The sequence below is a fragment of the Granulicella arctica genome, assembly GCF_025685605.1.
GTDB lineage: Bacteria > Acidobacteriota > Terriglobia > Terriglobales > Acidobacteriaceae > Edaphobacter > Edaphobacter arcticus.
Map to the genome: position 1 here is coordinate 4,307,880 of NZ_JAGTUT010000001.1, position 16,880 is coordinate 4,324,759.

At 55.8% G+C, this 16,880-nt stretch carries 13 protein-coding genes and 1 tRNA gene; 9 read left to right on the forward strand and 5 right to left on the reverse strand.

Annotated features, from left to right (window positions below; translation table 11 throughout):
- The first annotated feature begins 311 nt into the window (after window positions 1-311).
- Together OHL20_RS18290 and OHL20_RS18295 are read left to right on the forward strand one after the other, a co-directional pair.
- Window positions 312-2,297, forward strand: coding sequence for a M13 family metallopeptidase (locus OHL20_RS18290; protein ID WP_263384600.1), 1,986 nt, complete (start codon window positions 312-314; stop codon window positions 2,295-2,297).
- Between the two features lie 847 nt (window positions 2,298-3,144).
- Window positions 3,145-4,509: a carotenoid oxygenase family protein gene (locus tag OHL20_RS18295; protein WP_263384601.1), complete on the forward strand. Its 1,365-nt coding sequence runs from the start codon at window positions 3,145-3,147 to the stop codon at window positions 4,507-4,509.
- Between the two features lie 236 nt (window positions 4,510-4,745).
- Here OHL20_RS18295 and OHL20_RS18300 read toward each other — a convergent pair.
- The 4 genes from OHL20_RS18300 to OHL20_RS18315 form a co-directional block, all read right to left on the reverse strand.
- Window positions 4,746-5,857, reverse strand: a protein-coding gene (locus OHL20_RS18300) for an IS3 family transposase (RefSeq protein ID WP_263384602.1) whose coding sequence is annotated in 2 segments (ribosomal slippage) — window positions 4,746-4,813 and window positions 4,813-5,857 — 1,113 coding nt in all. Because the reading frame shifts where the segments join, the coding sequence is not laid out codon by codon here.
- Window positions 5,858-6,077: 220 nt separating this feature from the next.
- A complete protein-coding gene (locus tag OHL20_RS18305; protein ID WP_317890970.1) occupies window positions 6,078-7,688 on the reverse strand; it encodes a DHA2 family efflux MFS transporter permease subunit in 1,611 nt (536 codons plus the stop codon).
- A gap of 206 nt (window positions 7,689-7,894) precedes the next feature.
- On the reverse strand, window positions 7,895-8,788 hold the full coding sequence (locus OHL20_RS18310; RefSeq protein WP_263384603.1) for an SDR family oxidoreductase: 894 nt from the start codon (window positions 8,786-8,788) through the stop codon (window positions 7,895-7,897).
- A gap of 2 nt (window positions 8,789-8,790) precedes the next feature.
- A complete protein-coding gene (locus OHL20_RS18315) occupies window positions 8,791-9,492 on the reverse strand; it encodes a TetR/AcrR family transcriptional regulator (protein WP_263384604.1) in 702 nt (233 codons plus the stop codon).
- Between the two features lie 173 nt (window positions 9,493-9,665).
- Here OHL20_RS18315 and OHL20_RS18320 point away from each other — a divergent pair, with 173 nt between their 5' ends.
- The 5 genes from OHL20_RS18320 to OHL20_RS18340 all read left to right on the forward strand — a co-directional run bounded on the left by OHL20_RS18320 (window position 9,666) and on the right by OHL20_RS18340 (window position 12,929).
- The gene (locus OHL20_RS18320) at window positions 9,666-9,797 is read left to right on the forward strand and encodes a hypothetical protein (RefSeq protein WP_263384605.1); all 132 of its coding nucleotides are present in this window, start codon (window positions 9,666-9,668) and stop codon (window positions 9,795-9,797) included.
- Window positions 9,794-10,063 carry a hypothetical protein gene (locus tag OHL20_RS18325; RefSeq protein ID WP_263384606.1) on the forward strand — a complete coding sequence of 90 codons (270 nt, stop codon included), beginning with the start codon at window positions 9,794-9,796 and terminating at the stop codon, window positions 10,061-10,063. The genes OHL20_RS18320 and OHL20_RS18325 overlap by 4 nt, the downstream gene beginning before the upstream one ends.
- A gap of 156 nt (window positions 10,064-10,219) precedes the next feature.
- Complete coding sequence (locus OHL20_RS18330; RefSeq protein ID WP_263384607.1) at window positions 10,220-11,164, forward strand: LysR family transcriptional regulator; 945 nt, start codon at window positions 10,220-10,222, stop codon at window positions 11,162-11,164.
- Between the two features lie 171 nt (window positions 11,165-11,335).
- Window positions 11,336-11,572 (forward strand): helix-turn-helix domain-containing protein, encoded by a 237-nt coding sequence (locus OHL20_RS18335; protein WP_263384608.1) that lies wholly within the window; start codon window positions 11,336-11,338, stop codon window positions 11,570-11,572.
- 103 nt (window positions 11,573-11,675) lie between these two features.
- Window positions 11,676-12,929 (forward strand): tyrosine-type recombinase/integrase, encoded by a 1,254-nt coding sequence (locus OHL20_RS18340; protein ID WP_263384609.1) that lies wholly within the window; start codon window positions 11,676-11,678, stop codon window positions 12,927-12,929.
- A gap of 74 nt (window positions 12,930-13,003) precedes the next feature.
- On the opposite strand, the gene OHL20_RS18345 is transcribed toward OHL20_RS18340, so the two are convergent.
- Window positions 13,004-13,080: transfer RNA gene (locus OHL20_RS18345), tRNA-Met, on the reverse strand.
- Between the two features lie 168 nt (window positions 13,081-13,248).
- Between OHL20_RS18345 and OHL20_RS18350 the strand changes: the two genes are divergently transcribed.
- Window positions 13,249-14,619: a BON domain-containing protein gene (locus tag OHL20_RS18350; protein WP_263384610.1), complete on the forward strand. Its 1,371-nt coding sequence runs from the start codon at window positions 13,249-13,251 to the stop codon at window positions 14,617-14,619.
- Between the two features lie 207 nt (window positions 14,620-14,826).
- Entirely contained in the window at window positions 14,827-16,803 is a 1,977-nt protein-coding gene (locus tag OHL20_RS18355; RefSeq protein ID WP_263384611.1) for a peptidylprolyl isomerase, read from the forward strand.
- Window positions 16,804-16,880 lie beyond the last annotated feature (77 nt).

The window sequence follows — 16,880 nt, forward strand, 5'->3', positions numbered from 1 at the left end:
CCGACGTTAGCCAACCCAACGACAAGCCAAAGCGTCAGGATGAGACGTCTTGGTGACAAGATCTTGAGATCTGAGACGGGCGCAGACAACGTAGAAGCCATGATTCAACTGTATTCGCGTTGGTCGGTCCATCTGTCGTCTTCGTCGCAAAAGGGGCGCTTTGGTCGCAAAGGGAGATCATTGCGTTGAAGCCTCTCTTAGCCTTCTCCATAGGCACACTGCTCGGCAAACTTTCAGCTGATGTGCAAGGAGAAGTCATCTTGAAGTTCAGCAAGCTAATGGAGCGTTTGTACTACCCAAAGCTATTCGCGATGGCGGCAATCCTGATGTACGCGGGCTGTCCACTTTCGGCACAGCGGCTTTTGTCGCCAGGCGAGCCTGTCACGCACCCTCATTTCGGTACATGGGGGGTTGATACCAACGGAATGGATTCCGCTGTAAGACCGGGCGATGACTTCTTCCTGTACGCGAACGGAGCTTGGATCGAGAAAACCAACATTCCTCCTGACCAAAGGAGCGTCGGTCCCTTTTCCGATTTGCACCGACTCTGCGCGGAGCAAGTTCACTCTCTCTTAGAGAAGCCGCAGAAGGAGCGTCTAGATTCTGATGAGGGGCGGGTTCTCACTCTCTACCACGCTGATATGAACGATAGCGCGATTGAGGAACAAGGAACTCGGCCCCTTCAGTCCGACCTTCAGGCGGTGAGGCAAGTTGGCAAGAGAGCGGACGTGGCGCGATTGATGGAACAACATGGCTTCGAGGCCTCGTTGTTTCATTTGGAGATCGAAAAAGACGAGAAGCATACGGATCGATACGCGGTCCATTTAGGTCAAGGTGGTCTCGGACTTCCCAATCGAGATTTCTACCTGGATGCGCAGTTCGCAGACAAAAGATTCCTTTACACAGGCTACGTCGCGGAGATGTTGAGGTTAGCCAGGTGGCCAGATGTAAACGAATCAGCCTCAGCTGTGGTGGCATTTGAAAGCCAGATCGCGGCGGCAAGTTGGCGCGGCGAAGACCTTCGCGATGACACCAAGACCTACCATCCCATGTCGCTCGCGAGCCTTCGTCGTATGGCTCCCACGTTTCCATGGACGGAGTTCATGGCGGGCGCTCATCTTTCGGAGGTCAATCTCCTCGTTGTCACGACGGATACCAGCGTAGTGAAACTCGCCGAACTGTTTCACAAGACGCCCCTGTCGACCCTGAAGGCGTGGGAGGCGTTCCGCATTACGGATGCAGCAGCAACTTACCTGCCTCAGGCCTTTCGACAAGCACGCTTTATATTTCGAGGTCATGTCATCAATGGTCTGGAGTCAACTCCATCGGAACGCTGGCCCGAGGCAGTCAGCCTCTTGAATGACCTGATGGGATCCACTGTAGGCAAGATGTATGTTGCTGCTTACTTCCCCCCCGAAAGCAAGGCGGCGGTACAATCCATTGCCGACAACGTCAAGCAGGCTCTCCGTTCCGACCTTGCGCAACTCACCTGGATGGACCCTCCGACTCGGATCAAGGCCCTTCGTATGCTCGATAACATCGCGGTCCAGATGGGATATCCTGAGCGCTGGCGTTCTTATGAAGGTGTCAATCTGAACGACAAGACTTTATACAAAGATGTCGAAACACTTCAAGTTCACAACTGGAATTATCAGGTAAGTGAACTGAAGTTGCCTTGGAACAAGAATGACTGGCGCTTCTGGCCTCAAGAACCCGTTGCATACACGGAGAATGGCCAACTCATCTTTCCTGCGGGGATGTTGCAGGCACCGTTTTTTGATGCGCAGGCAGATGCAGCAGTTAATTATGGCAGTATCGGACATGTGATCGGTCACGAGCTGACGCACCCATTCGACGACCACGGCGATTGGTGGACGCCGGAAGACAGACATCGCTTCAAAGAACAGTCGGCTCGTCTGGCAAAACAGTACTCAGCGATGGAACCTCTGCCCGGCGTCCATATCAAGGGAGAGTTGACACTTACTGAGAACGTTGCGGATCTAGGTGGCTTGACGCTGGCATACAAAGCTTACCGCGCGACGCTTTCTCATGATCCGGATGCATCCGAGCGCGGCTTTTCCCGTGATCAGGAGTTCTTCTTGGGCTATGCCCAAGTCTGCCGTGAGAAGGAACGTCCAGACTCGCTACGCAACAGGCTGGCTTCTGAAGTCCATAGTCCCGCTGCAGCCCGTCTCGATGGTGTCGTTCAGAACATGCCGGAATGGTACAACGCTTTCGATGTAAATGTCGGGGACCGCATGTACATCAAGCCAGATGAGCGTGTTTCCATCTGGTGAATCCCCCATGTACCTCCAGCTCAATCGAGCTCTATCCCGCACTGCAACACCAGGAACCACTTGGGAACATAATCTTTAGCCGCCCGTCGCGTGGGCGTAATTTCAGCTTAGATATCCATGCTATCGTCACCGCGCATAAACATGTAGATGTAATTAGGAGACACGACATGAACCATTTTACAATCCGCAACTCTTTGGCTCTCGCACTTATAACGTCAACTATGGGCTTCGCACAAGACTCAGTCTCTGCTTCGAGGATTAAGGCGATCGCTTCCAGCGTCACGGCGGATACGGTCGACGTTCAGCATGTGATCAACGCGTACCATGATGCTGTTCTGAATCACGATGGATCTCGTCTCGCTAGCCTCTTCATCCCCGAAGGCAGTATGTGGCTCAACGTACTTTCCGATGACACGTACGCTCGTGCGAAAGCTAAATCACCGGATGCCCAGAAGATTCGCGTGGGAAGCTACACGGACTTCGCCAAAAGATGGTTCCCACCTCCAAAGCCAGCTTCAATCCAACGCACACGCATCTTCAGGAAAACAGCGACGGCACGATTGCCTCTGTGTATTTTGACTTCATCTTCTTGGTAGACGGAAAGCCGACGAATCGCGGCAGTGAGACTTGGATCTTGGTCAAAGGAGGTCAGGGCTGGAGAATCGCAGCAATAACCTTCTCGTCGAATCCACCCATATCCTAAGCGTCGTCACCATTGTCACAATCCCTTGTGCAGTGTTCCAAGGCTACATACTCAGTCTAGAAGTGCAAGGAACGCTGAACCTGAAAGCAAAGAAACACGTTCCTTCACGGAATGTGTAATATACACATAACGGAGATCGTCATCATGCAAATTGTTGAACCGGGTATTAACCACCTGTCGCACACCAATCCGTTTTTGAAGGGCAACTTTGCCCCGGTCACCGTCGAGACAACAGCCTTCGACCTGCCGGTCCAAGGCACGATTCCAGAAGAACTAGAAGGGCGGCTGCTGAGGATTGGTCCCAATCCAATACAAATGCCGCAGCATCAGCAATATCACTGGTTCACGGGTACAGGCATGGCGCACGGTTTACGCCTCAGAGGGGGCAGGGCAGAGTGGTATCGCAATCGCTTCATCGTTGACGGTATGAACGCCCCGATCCTAGGTCGTCCAAGACTACCTGGACCAGAGAATGGGGCCGGTCCGAATGTAGTCAACACAAACATACTTGGAATCTCGGGACGGACCTACGCGACTGTGGAGGCCGGCGGACTGCCTGTTGAGCTTTCTTACACACTGGAGAGCGTGTCGCGTTCCAACTTGGCAGGAACCCTGGAACATGGTTTTGTAGCTCATCCGAAATATGACCCCTCGACAGGCCAACTCCATGCCGTAAGCTATGAGCCGAAGTTGGAGACCCTGAGCTATATGGTGGTCGAGCCGAACGGAATGGCGAGAACGGTTGCACAGATACCTGCCGCACACCGACCCATGGTCCACGACATGGCCTTTACGTCGAAGTGGATTGTTGTGTTGGACCTTCCAGTGACCTTCGATCAAACGATCGGCCGTGGCAATTTTCCCTTCACTTGGAATTCGGACCGGATGCCTCGCATCGGCCTATTACCGCGCGATGGAGACGTCAGGCTCCTGCGTTGGATTGAAGCACCTTCCTGCTTCGTCTTCCATGTGATGAACGCGTTTGACTCAGAAAATGCTGTCATTCTCGACGTTGTGCGCCACGCTCGTGTGTTTGATAAATGGCGCAATGGGCCATTCGAGGCCGGGACCATGCTCATGCGTTGGCGCATTGATCTCCTAAACGGAAAGCTGACCGAGACCATGTTGGAAGAGCGGAATTGCGAGTTCCCCCGCTTCAATGATGCTTTTGGTGGAAAGGAATACCGATTCGGCTATACTGCATCAGTCGCTGCGGACAGTGTTAACTTCGGTCCGGCCTATAAGCACGACGTGAGCACAGGTCAAACCGAAATACATGATTACGGACCTGCTTGCGCTACCTTGGAGCCCGTCTTTGTCGCCCGACAAGGCAGCACCGAAGAAGATGACGGCTGGATACTTTCCTTTGTCTATAACGGAGAACGGGACGCCTCAGACGTCGTCATCCTAAACGCCAAGGCCTTCTCCGAAAAGCCGGTTGCCATCATAACGTTACCCGTTCGCGTACCTTTTGGCTTCCATGGAAATTGGGTTACGGATGCAGGGTGACGTGTGGGAAAGTCGCGATTTCAAACGCATTGTTCTTGCAGCGTGAAAACAATGAACCCCGTCGACTTTCGGGCTCCTCTGCGCAACTTATCCGCGACGGATCGAGTACGCAACATGCGATGTCCGTGGACGAAGCTGGTCTGCCCGATCTTTTGCACCACTTAGCTTGTTAGTGTAGCGCAGCTTTGAAGGGCCCAGCATTTCTATACCAAGGTCAGAGTTAGTCTTCGACCGGTTTAGGTTCCAGCCAGTACGCGGCTAGCCGCGTACTGGCTGGCGAACTCGCTTGGCGTCCTGTTATCGAAGATGCGTGAGGACGACTCTCATTGTATTCCGGCCTCCAGGCCTCGATCAGCTGCCTAGCTTCCTTCAGATCTATGCACCAGTGGATGTTCAGACACTCCGATCGGAACGTCCCGTTGAAGCTTTCTACGAACGCATTATCTGTTGGCTTGCCTGGTCTGGAGAAGTCGATCTTCACTCCATTCCGATAGGCCCACAAGTCCATCACCTGACTGGTGAACTCGCTGCCGTTGTCGCAGTACAGCACCTTTGGAACTCCTCGGCTGGACTTCAGCCGGTTCAGCGTTTGTACAACGTCCTGTCCCTTCAGGCTCTGCCCAGCGTCGATTGCGACGGCTTCGCGGGTGAACACTTCGACGATGGTCAACGAGCGGAAGCGTGTTCCGTCCTGCAGTTGGTCCGAGACGAAGTCCATACTCCAGGTCCGATCCGGTGCCGTCGCCTTCAACTTCTCTTCACGTTGCCGTGACGCTTTGCGCTTCCCAGCAGGCTTCATCCGCTTCAGCATGAGGCCTTCCTCCTTGTATAGCCGGTACACCAGATACTTGCCCACATCCCAGCCTTCACGGTTCAACAGCACGCGGATCTTGCGATATCCGTAGCGCACTCTTGCCGGAGCGATCTCGCGGATCCGCATCCGCAACTCAGTCCGTGGATCGAGGCAGCTCTTGTAACGGTAGGTTGCTCTTGCCAGGCGAAGCACTCGGCACGCACGCCGTTCGCTTACCAGGTAGCTCCCAACCAGACGCTCCACCATCGGTCCACGCCGCGAAGGCTTCACCATTTTTTTGGAGAGCACATCCTGACGCATCGTCTTGTCCAGCGTCAGCTCCGCCACCAGCTGCTTCAGGCGCATGTGCTCCTCTTGCAACTGAGCCATCTTCCGAACCTCGTCCACCTCCAGGCCCGCATACTTCGCCTTCCACCGGTAGAACGTCTGTTCGCTGATCCCAGCCTTCCGGATCACCTCAGCCACAGGAACACCAACCTGCGCCTGCTTCAATACCCCAACAATCTGCTCCACAGTAAAGCGCTTCTTCTTCATTCAAAGCCTCCCCTTATTCAGGTCAGATTTAGTCGAAGACTAACATTTCAACTGGTCCAGGAATAACGCGGCCGATCAACACCGCTCGGTTTCTCCCTGCGACCTGCGTTCCCGCTTTGACTCCGGCCCCGCACGCCGGGAAGCACGGCAGAATTCCTGTTTCCACGAGGGGCATACCTCGTCCCTTTTCGTCGCCGGTGCCGAAGCTACGTGCTGAACATCAATGGCCGGGCGTGGCATCAGGGTCGATACGAAAATTCCTCGTGAAAAGCGCAAGAGGAGCGATCATCAAAGTTAGCACACCAATAGCCCAGAAGCAGTCCGTGTATGCCAAGATGCGAACCTGCGCATCGAAGAGCTGACCGACAAAAAAGATAGCTCCTCTGGCTGCATCGGCCGGAGACCGCCCATGCTGTTGAAGGTATCGATCAACGGCGTTGATGGTTTGCTGTAAACGCAGGGATGTTGCTGGAAGATTGTCTGCAAGACGTGATTGATGGAAACTCGTCCTTCGTTCTGCGAGAGTGGTGGCGAAAGCGATACCAAAGCTTCCACCCCAATTTCTGAAGAAATTTGTCAAGCTCGACGCTTTGTCGTTCTGATCGGGTCGCAGTTCCGAATACGTAATCACCGTTAACGGGACGAAGAAGAATGCGTAACCGAATCCCTGCAAGGCACGCGCGAAAGCGTAATGACCGTAGTTTGTATCCAAGTTGAAATGACTGTAGTAAAGAAACGAGAAGCCCGCAAAGGAGATCGCCATGAACATCAGATACTTAGGACGGATGACTCCCCTTTGCACTAAGACTGCCCCTACGGGAGCTAGAACGGTGATAACGGCGGCGCCCGGTCCGAGGACGAGGCCGGCGTCCAGCGCACGATAGCCATAGAGTGTCTGCAGAATCTGCGGAAGTAGGGTTGTCGAAGCAAAGAGGCCGACCGCGAAAAGGAAGTAGAAGACGTTTGCGATGGCAAAGTTTCTTTTGGCTAGAAGGTGAAGGTCAATCACCGGATCTTTGTGATTCCATTCCCAAAAAACAGCAGAAACGAGACACAGAAGCGCAACAACGAAGGCCCAACAAATAAATGCGGAGCCGAACCAGTCATCTATCTGACCACGGTCAAGAAGAACCTCTAGTGCTGCCGAGCCGAGTGCGAGCAAGAAGATTCCGACCACGTCGATGTTCAATTTACCGCTCGGGGAACGTGCCGTTTTTCTCTCCTCGGTAAATGCCGGAGGGTCGTGCACGAAGCGATTCGTCAGAAACAGCGACAGCAATCCTATAGGTAGGTTGATCAAGAAGCACCAGCGCCAACTAAAGTTGTCAGTGATCCAGCCTCCTACCACCGGACCGACAGCGGGGGCTACAACAATGGCCACTGTGTAAAGTGCGAAAGCTGAAGCTCTCTTGGCGGGAGGGAATGTGTCTACAAGGATTGCTTGCTCAACCGGAGCCAAACCGCCTCCTCCTATCCCTTGTAGAACGCGAGCAATCAGCATGATCGGCAGGCTGGGAGCCACGCCGCATAGGAGTGAGCTGAGCGTGAAAAGCAGAACGCAGGCCATGTAGTAATTCTTTCGACCGAAGACACGACTAAGCCACGCGGACATTGGTAGGACGACAGCGTTCGCTACGAGATACGTTGTGAGAATCCAAGTCACTTCGTCGAAGGATCGGCCCAGACCTCCTGCCATATGAGGTAGAGCCACATTCGCGATGGAGGTGTCGAGGAGCTCCATGAATGTCGCGATTGTTACAGTCAATGCGATGATCCATGGGTTCACTCCTGAGCGCATGTTGCGTTTTGGCCCATCCCCTTGCTTGTTCATTGTTTGTTGCTCTCCAACCTGACTGCTTAGTGTTGCTTTGAGAGCGCACGATGATAATCCGCTTACCGTGGGCAGAACTTACTGCGTCCGGTGAGAGTCGGTTTGTGAGTCCGCTGTTTTGAGTGAGTGAGCAACCATGGGCAGATCTTATGGTTGCGCTTTCCAACGCTGAAGGCATGTTTCTCTCTGAATGATAGGAGCAAAGATCAGGGCGCCATCGGACGCTTGCGCAGCTCTCTCGCAAACATTGCGAGCGTCGTGGTTGGCTTTCCCAAGTTTCGCCAAGTATCAGCGGCGTAGAAAGGATCCTCATGACTGCCAAAATATGCGAAGAGATGACTGACAAACTTCATCTTGGTGTTGAAGAGCCCTATGATCCGGATCACCCACAGCGGCGCCACCCGGATCTTTAGCGCCGGATCATAAACCTCGACAAATAATTCCATCGCTCGTCTGATGGAGATGGCTTCGGGGCCCTGAATCGGACAGTGCTCAGGCATCTTTTCACGGTTCTGAAAGGCCTTGACCACCTGCCGAGCATAGTCCACGACGCTGATCCAATAGATCTTTACCTTTGTGTTGCCGACCCACTGGAGGGCGCGCTTGTCTATCATGTTCGGCAATAGCTCCATGAAATGGGTCGGCGCAAAGAATGTATGGGGGATGCCGGAAGCCGCGATGATCTCATGTCCCTCCATCCGAATTAGATTGGGGACCATGTTGCTCTTCATGCTCTTGAGTGCTGGAGGATAAGCGCCGAGAGCACCGATCTTTGCGACATACTGAATTTCCAGCCCTTGGGCGGCGGTCATCAGGTTTCTCACGCCTTCCCGCTCCTCGTAAAACGGCAGATTTAGGTCTGTCGTCTCGGTGGCCAGATTTAGGTAAATGGCGTCCATTCCTTCGAGGGCAGCGCGAAGACTCAGGATGTCGTGGAGGTCCCCTTGGACGATCTCGACATTTGAAGGAAGCATCGTCTTTGCTTTTTCTCGCGAACGAACGATTGCCCGAACTTGGAAATTCTTCGCCAGCTCTACGACTACTGGCGCTCCAAGACGACCCGTTGCCCCAATGACAGCTATCTTCTTTATCGATTTCATCTTTACTCCTGACCTATGCGTGCAAGGATGCTCTTAAGCTCTTTGGGATCGTAGTGCCGATTGATGGCGGTATTTTTCAGTCCAAGGCCGCGCAGCAGAAAGCGGACAGCGCTTTCCGTCAGTCGTTCTTGGGTCATGCCGTAATCGACGACATCGTTTTCCGGTAGACGGATCAAATGCAGCGTGTTCGCGAGATGGTGAACAAACCAAATCTCGGCCTTGCCGGTAGAAATTCCCTCCTCGACGTCTCCAGCCGCCCTCGCGGCATCAAGGGACTTTTCAAACAAGCCGACCCACGGCTTCACATGCCGATCAAGAAACGCCTTCGCGAAACGACCGTCGCCGACCAGGCTGGAGGTGACGAGACGCTTAGTGTCCTCGTGAGACTGTCGTGCGCCGATCCCTGGGAACACAGCTTGCACCAGCACAGCGACGCCCATAACCAACGTCGCCGTTGACGGCGTTGCTCCCTCGATAAGGGACACGCCGAGCGCGTTTGCCTCGACGCAATGACTCTCGAGCTCGGCATACAGCGCGTCCTTTCCTGGAAAGTGCCTATAAAGAAGGGCTTCGGAGACGCCCGCCGCCTTGGCGAGGTCCTTCGTTGTGGTGCCCGATCGTCCGAGGCGTGCGAACACCGGCGCAGCAGCCGTCATAATCGCTTGTCTGCGGTCTGCGGCAGGGAGTTTCGAGTTTGTGCGCATGATTTCTCCTTACCTCTTGACAGTAAGTGAATATTTACTTACTGTCAAGACAAGGGTGGGGCGGGCATGCGGAAAAAGGCGGTCATATCAATCCATGCTGCAGGAGAGGGGTCGGAGATTGAACGAGCTTTGTTCCCGCTGCTTGTGCTCGTCAGAAGTACGGTCCCATAGGCTTGGCCGACGTAGCGATCTGGGTCGGGGGCGACTACACCCCCGTCGTCCGGCAGGGGCGCGGCTTGAACAGCCTCGCCTGGTCGCCCGGCACACCATGTCAGCCGATCGTTGTTCCAGGGAAGCGGTCGTGACACCTCAGGTTAGTGCCGCAACGAATGCCGTCGACGCCGCGCGCGAGCGGCTGGCATTGCGCATGTTCCGAAACTGGAGTTGTCCCGATTATGACCAGATTCTTCGGCTCACGCGGATGTTGGCGGATGGCTTGGACGACGCGCCAGCGGCAGGGTCGAAACTGGCGGAAAGCATGGCTCAGGAGGGAGCTTCTCCCACGGGAACAGATGCACGGAGTGATCGGCGCACCATGAAGGTTATTTACGACTCTCACATCCAAACGTAAACGGCTTCATCCTGGGCCTAAAGACCAGTGTTTCTCTCTCTACAGAACACGTCGTAGCGCGCCCCTCTCCAAAGTTCAAGATCTTTTGAGCCTAAGGAAAAAGATTTGACCAGAAGCGATTAGAACACCAAACATGTTTCGGGACAGGGTGCAGAGATGAACTTCCCAGTCGAAACTCGCTTGCAGCTTACAGCTATCACCCTCGCGGATGAATTGAGCTTCACTAGAGCTGCCGAGCGACTGGAAATCACTCAGCCGGCTCTCAGTAAACGGATCGCCGAACTGGAGAAGCGAGTTGGCTTCATCATCTTTAAGCGTAACCAGAGAACAGTCGAGTTAACCGAGGCCGGACAAGTCTTCGTCAGAGGTTGTAAGGATGCCGCCGCTCTGCTCGAAAGGGCTGTGAGGCTCGCGCGCGCGACCCACGATGAGGTTCGACCCGTACTCACTATTGGGCACAGCCCGTATGTTGACCCCAGCCTAGTATCTGCCGTTTTGAGCGTTCATCTTCCCCTCCATGCAGACTTGAGGCTTCGCATGGAGAGCATGTTTGCTCTAGACCTTGCCCACTCCGTCTTGGCCGCAGAACTGGACCTTGCCATCATTACAGAGCCGTCCGATAATCCGCTTCTGACAAGCGTCGAAATTGCCACGGCTCCCCTCTGTGTGGTGATGCCAGTTGAACATCCGGCTGCGCAGGGTAGAAGTGTATCTATTCGAGACTTAGGGGAAGTCGGGTGGATGATCTTTCCCCGAAAAGCGCATCCTGTCGTTTATGACCGCGTCCTGGAAGTCGCGAGGCAGGCGGGAACTTCACCAGTGGAACTGCATCATTACGTCAGCCCACAAGAAGTGGTCCAGCTCATAGCGGAAAATTTTGGCGTTGCCTTTGTGGCAAAAGGCGTCGCCGAACCTCTGCAGAGTCGGGAAATCGCCGTCAGACCGTTGTCTGAGCGGTCCCTCCAACTCAAGAGTTACCTCGTGCTTCGTGCCGATCAATCAGCTCGCTTGGTGAATGAGTTCGGAAGGGCGTTCCTAAAGAAGGTCTTCCCGAACGCCAAACTTGTGGACTCCAATGGGCAAATGCTTCTCAAGCTGTAGAGCGGCGGCGAGCACTTATTCCCTGGGGGAATAACTCAAATACGAAAAGGAATTGGACGGCGTGGAATGGTACAGTCAATCCTTGTCTCCACAGAGTTGCCGAGTTCGTAAGCCGGCAAACGGTTGCGGAAACTTGGCAAAACCGTTGGATTTTCGTGGAGGAGAAGCCTCATGACCGAGCTGCGCAAGCCGCCCGTTTCCGAGAAGGGTGAGATCCCAGTATTTGGTCCGGGAGCCGCCCCGCTCATTGACAGCAATCAAGCCGCCCAGTTTCTGGGTGTCCATCCGAGAACCTTACAAAGGATGGTCCTGCGAGGTGAGATCGCCGCCGTCAAGGTTGGGAAACTTTGGCGATTTGTGCCGTCGGCGATTCAGGAATGGGTCGCACAGCACAGCATCGCCAGCTAGCCCCGGCGCTCCTTTACACACCTTCATTTTTATAGTTTTCCCGCGGACGTTGGGCTAAGCTTAAGACAGCCATTTGTGCCGGGAAATCAAGGAAAGGACCTTGATGGAACGTGCATGTTATCAATTCGGAAGTCTTACACGAAAGAAGCGGGCGAAGGGACGAGACACCTGGGAGTTTCGGTACTACGAAGCAACAGAGAAGGGCGGACGCAGGCGTAAATCCTGCATCGTCGGAACTGTTGAGAAGTTGCCTACCAAGACTCACGCGCAGAAAGCGGTCGAAGTTCTTCTCCTAAAACTCAACTCAGAAACTCCACAGCAGCGGATGGCCGCGGTAACGTTCGGTGCCATCTGTGACCGGTACCTTGAGGAAGAGTTGCCAGAACGATATTCGACGGCGAAATCCTACCGTTCGAACATCAAGAACTACCTCAAGCCTCGCTGGGGCGACCATCTGCTTGAACGCATCCGTCCGATGGCGGTCGAAGATTGGTTGAAGAATCTCCCTATGGCTCCGAAGTCCAAGACCCATATCCGAAGCGTGATGCACCTGATGTATGAGTGCGCGACACGCTGGGAGCTTTTCACGGATAAACGCAACCCCATCGCGCTCGTTCGTATCAAGGGCGGAAGCAAGCGGCGGGAACGTCCCATTATTCTGAGTGTGGACCAGTTCGAAAGTGTCGTCGCGACTCTGCGTGAGCCGTATCGCACGATGGTTCAAATCGCCCAATGCCTCGGTCTTCGCGTGAGCGAGATCGCGGCGCTTCAATGGGACGACTTCGATTTTGAAAAGAATCAGCTCCTCGTTCAGCGCAGCTACGTGAGCGGGCGGGTCGATGACGTCAAGACCGAATACTCCCACGACTATGTTCCTTTGCATCCATCCCTGACCAAGATCGTCTTGGCTTGGAGCAAGCAAGCCGTCCCCACCGCAGAAGGGTGGGTCTTTGCGAATCCGATGACGAACCGACCGTACCACCCGACCGAGATCCAGAAGCGGCATCTTCGCCCTTCGGGATGCTGCGTGGTCGCGTGTACGACGTGCGGCGCGGCTCCGGGTGTGTGGTGTTGGCAAGGTCAGCCCACGGCAAATGGCAAGCGCGTTCTGATCCATGACACACGCAAAATTTCGGCGGGGAAGCTCGGAGAGATCGGTTGGCACACGTTCCGCCACACGTACCGTTCGTGGCTGGACGAGACCGGAGCTCCGATGAAAGTGCAACAGGAACTGATGCGGCATGCCTCCATCCAGACGACGATGAATATCTATGGACAGGCAATGTCTTCATCGAAAAGAGAAGCGAATGGGAAGGTAGTCGAGATGGTGCTCAAGCCTGTTTTGGCGAGCGCCTAAATCGGTGATTTTCTTATTGGGAGATATTGGGAGTTTGTTTCAAAAGTCCGATCCTTGTAAGTGATTGAAAGGATTGGTTGCGGGGGTAGGATTTGAACCTACGACCTTTGGGTTATGAGCCCAACGAGCTACCGGGCTGCTCCACCCCGCATTCCCAATATAACGATTCGGTGAACATCGGTCAACCGTACGGCGGCTCACGCGACAGTTATCGTCCCCTTTTAGTAATGCTGGCCATAGCGTAACTTTTTCCTGAAAAGTGAGTCTTCATCCATATGGGCTTTAGGCGTCGTACTGCCTGGGTTCGTACGGAGGAACTATGCGGCAGAGTAACTACAAGGGAATGTCCAGAACGGGCCTCGCGATAGCGAGCATCGTGCTTCTCAGCAGTCCGATCTATGCGCAGACGAATGTGCCGGATGCTCAGATTGAGGCGAACGTGCTCAAGAGCCTGGCGGGTGCTCCTCAACTCGCCAACGAGAACATCATCACGAACACCATCGGCGGAACGGTGACGCTGAGCGGGACAGTCAAGGACGAGCCGACGCGCCAGATGGCTGAGAACCTGGCCTCACGCGCATCCGGCGTCAAAAAGGTTGTGGATGAGCTCACGCTCGGTGCCGGTGATCCGGGGCAGGGAACGCAAGGCGTCCTGCAGTCCGATGGCACCATGGCCCCAGCCCCTGGAGCGCATGCCCCGGATCCCGACACCTACGCCGCGCAGCATGGAATTACCGCGACGAACGACCAGGCATCTGGACAGAGTGCGCCGCCGGATGACTCTGCCATCACTGGCCAGCCCGGCGGTGGACAACCAAGTTCTACGCAGCCGGGCTATCGACAGCCGTACGACGCACAGAATGGTGCTTCGCCGCAACAGTACCCGCAGGGTCAGCAGCAGTATCCTCAGAATCAACAGCCATATCCGCAAGGTCAGCAGCCCTACCCTCAGGGTCGTCCTCCGTACGCCCAGCAGGGACAGCCTCCCTACCCGCAAGGTGGCTATCGCGGTCAGCCCGGCAACGCTCCTCCGCCCTATGGAGCTCAGGTAGCAGGGCGACCGGTCACCGTTCCTCCAGGCTCGTTGCTCCGCATCCGCATCAACGAAGGACTGGACAGCAAGCACACAGCGCCCGGAACTCCGTTCGACGCAGTTGTCCTGAACGATGTAATTGCTGACGGCGAGGTAGCGATTCCGCGCGGCGCCAGCGTGCAGGGAGTCGTGACCGAGTCAAAGAGTGGCGGCGTCATCAAGGGTCACGGCGAGATTGCCCTCCAGCTGAATCAGGTCATGCTCGGCGGTAAGACCTTCCCGATCACCTCCGACATCTGGTCGCGCGATAGCTCCGACAAGAGTGGCCAAACGATCGGCAGCGCAGTTGGCCTCGGAGCCTTCGGTGCCCTGATTGGTGCCGTTGCAGGCGGCGGACCAGGCGCGGCGATTGGTGCCGCTGCTGGCGCAGGAGCCGGAATTGGCAGTTCGGCAGCGTCAGGTAGCCGGCAGGTCCTGGTACCATCCGAGGCAATCCTCACCTTCCGCCTGACGGCACCTGCGCCCATGGTTACCATCTCGCAAGCCGAGATGGACCGGCTCTCGTACGGTGTGCCGACCGGCGCGCAGCAGTCCATGCAGCGGCGTCAGCCACCCTACTACGGCCCCGGCTACTACCCCCGTCCCTACCCTTACTAGAGAAATTCTGGCCGGAGTGGCCCGCGCGCTGCTCCGGCCCTTTCTCTTGTAGTCTTCGATTACCCACACACCTGATTTATACTGAGCACTTGCCCTGCAGTCGGCGTGGCGCGTGTCCTCAGACATGCAGCCAGGTCGCGCAAAACCCCGGGTAGGTGCCTGCTTTCCATGAATGCAGGGCGCTCGAACAAAGGTCTTTAGTCAAGCATGATTCGTATTCTGCAGCAGGACAATCGCATCATCAAGATCATCTTTGCGGTCATCATTGGCCTCGCCGTCATCACCATGGTGATCACGCTGGTTCCGGGCATCTTCGACAATACGGATGCAAATGCCTCGACCGTCTTCGCGACGGTCCGCAGCCCCGGCCTTCTTGGCCGCGTCTCAGGCGATAGCACGCCGATTCAGACGACCGAGGTCAATCAGCTCGCCCAACGCCAGCTCCAGCAGCAGAAGCTGCCGGACTTCCTGCTGCCGTACATGGCCAATCGTGCAGGCCAGATCCTCGTACAGCGCGCCATCCTGAAGCATGAGGCTGACCGCATGAGCCTCCAGGTCAGCGATCAGGACCTTGCCCGCGAGTTGAAGACCGGGCCGTTTGCCCAGTATCTCTTTCCGAACGGCACCTACATCGGCGACGACGCCTACATGAATTTCGTGCAGGCCGCCTTCCAGACCAGCCGTGGCGACTTCGAGTCGCAGGTCAAGCAGGATATGGAGCTGAATCGCCTCCAGGCACTCATCACCGGCGGCGTCACGGTCTCCGATTCTGCCGTGCGCGATGCCTACCGCATCCAGGGCACCAAGGTGAAGTTCGACTACGCCGTTATCTCGGCGGACGATCTGCGCAAGACCATTAACCCGACCGACGCCGAGCTGCAGAAGTTCTTCCAACAGAACCAGACGCGCTACGCATCGGCAATTCCTGAGACCCGCAAGATCCAGTACGTCTCCTTCGACGCCTCCAGCCTTCCCGGCGGCAAGCCGCAGGTTACGGACGCAGACATTCAGGCCTACTACACCCAGCACCAGGCACAGTATCAGGTGAAGGAGCAGGTCAAGGTTCGCCACATCCTCATCGCCGTGCCACAGGGCGCGGACGCGAAGACCGATGCCGCTGCCAAGAGCAAGGCTGAGGATCTCCTCAAGCAGATCAAAGCAGGCGGCAACTTCGCCGACCTCGCCAGCAAGAACTCCGACGACCCCGGCAGCAAGACGGCTGGCGGTGAACTCGGCTTCCTCGATCGTGGCAAGACGGTCCCGGAGTTCGATAAGGCAGCTTTTTCGCTCAATCCTGGTCAGACCTCCGACCTCATCAAGACCCAGTTCGGCTACCACATCCTGCAAGTCGAAGAGAAGAAGACAGAGCACCTCCGTCCACTCTCTGAGGTCAAGGCGGAGATCGTTCCTGTCCTCGAGCAGCAGAAGTCCGGCGCCGTCGAGCAGACGTTTGCGCAGCAGCTGGCCGCACAGTCCCAGAAGGAAGGCATCGACAAGACAGCCGCTGCCCACAACCTCAAGGCCGTCACCACTGACTACGTTGCCAAGGATGGCGTCATCGCCGGACTTGCCGACGGCTCGGCGCTCCTGACCGGTGCCTTCGGCGCGAGCAAGGGAGCAGCTCCTGCTTCGGTCTCGACCGGCGATGGCTACGCGATCTTCCAGGTCGTCGACGTCAAGGCAGCACACGCTCCTGACTTCAACGAGTACAAGTCGCACATCGCAGACGACTACCGCGAGCAGCAGGTTCCGCAGCTTCTGAACGCCCAGCTCCTCAAGCTGAACGATCGGGCCAAGGTCACGAACGATCTGCGCAAGGCAGCCGCTGAGATGAACATCCCCCTCAAGACCAGCGACCTAGTCGGTAAAGACGGTCAGGTTCCCGATCTCGGCGCGATGAGCGGTCCAGGCGCAGTTGCCTTTACGCTTGCCAAGGGTGCCATCTCCGGACCCATCAATGCAGGCCGCGTCGGCATCGTCCTCAGCGTCACGGATAAGCAGGAGCCGAGCGCCGAGGACATCACGAAGAACTTCACCGCCACCCGTGAGCAGTTGCTCAACGAGCAGCACGAGGAAATCTTCCGCGTCTACATCGCCGGCCTGACCGAGAAGTACGAGAAGTCAGGCTCCATCCGCTACTCCAAGAAACAGCCCGCACCGGGAGCCTCTCCCTTCGGCAGCTAGTTTTAGATAGAACAAATGGCCTGTTCCCTTGTAGCTTCCTACAACGGAACAGGCCATTTTCATTTGCGAAAGAAGCG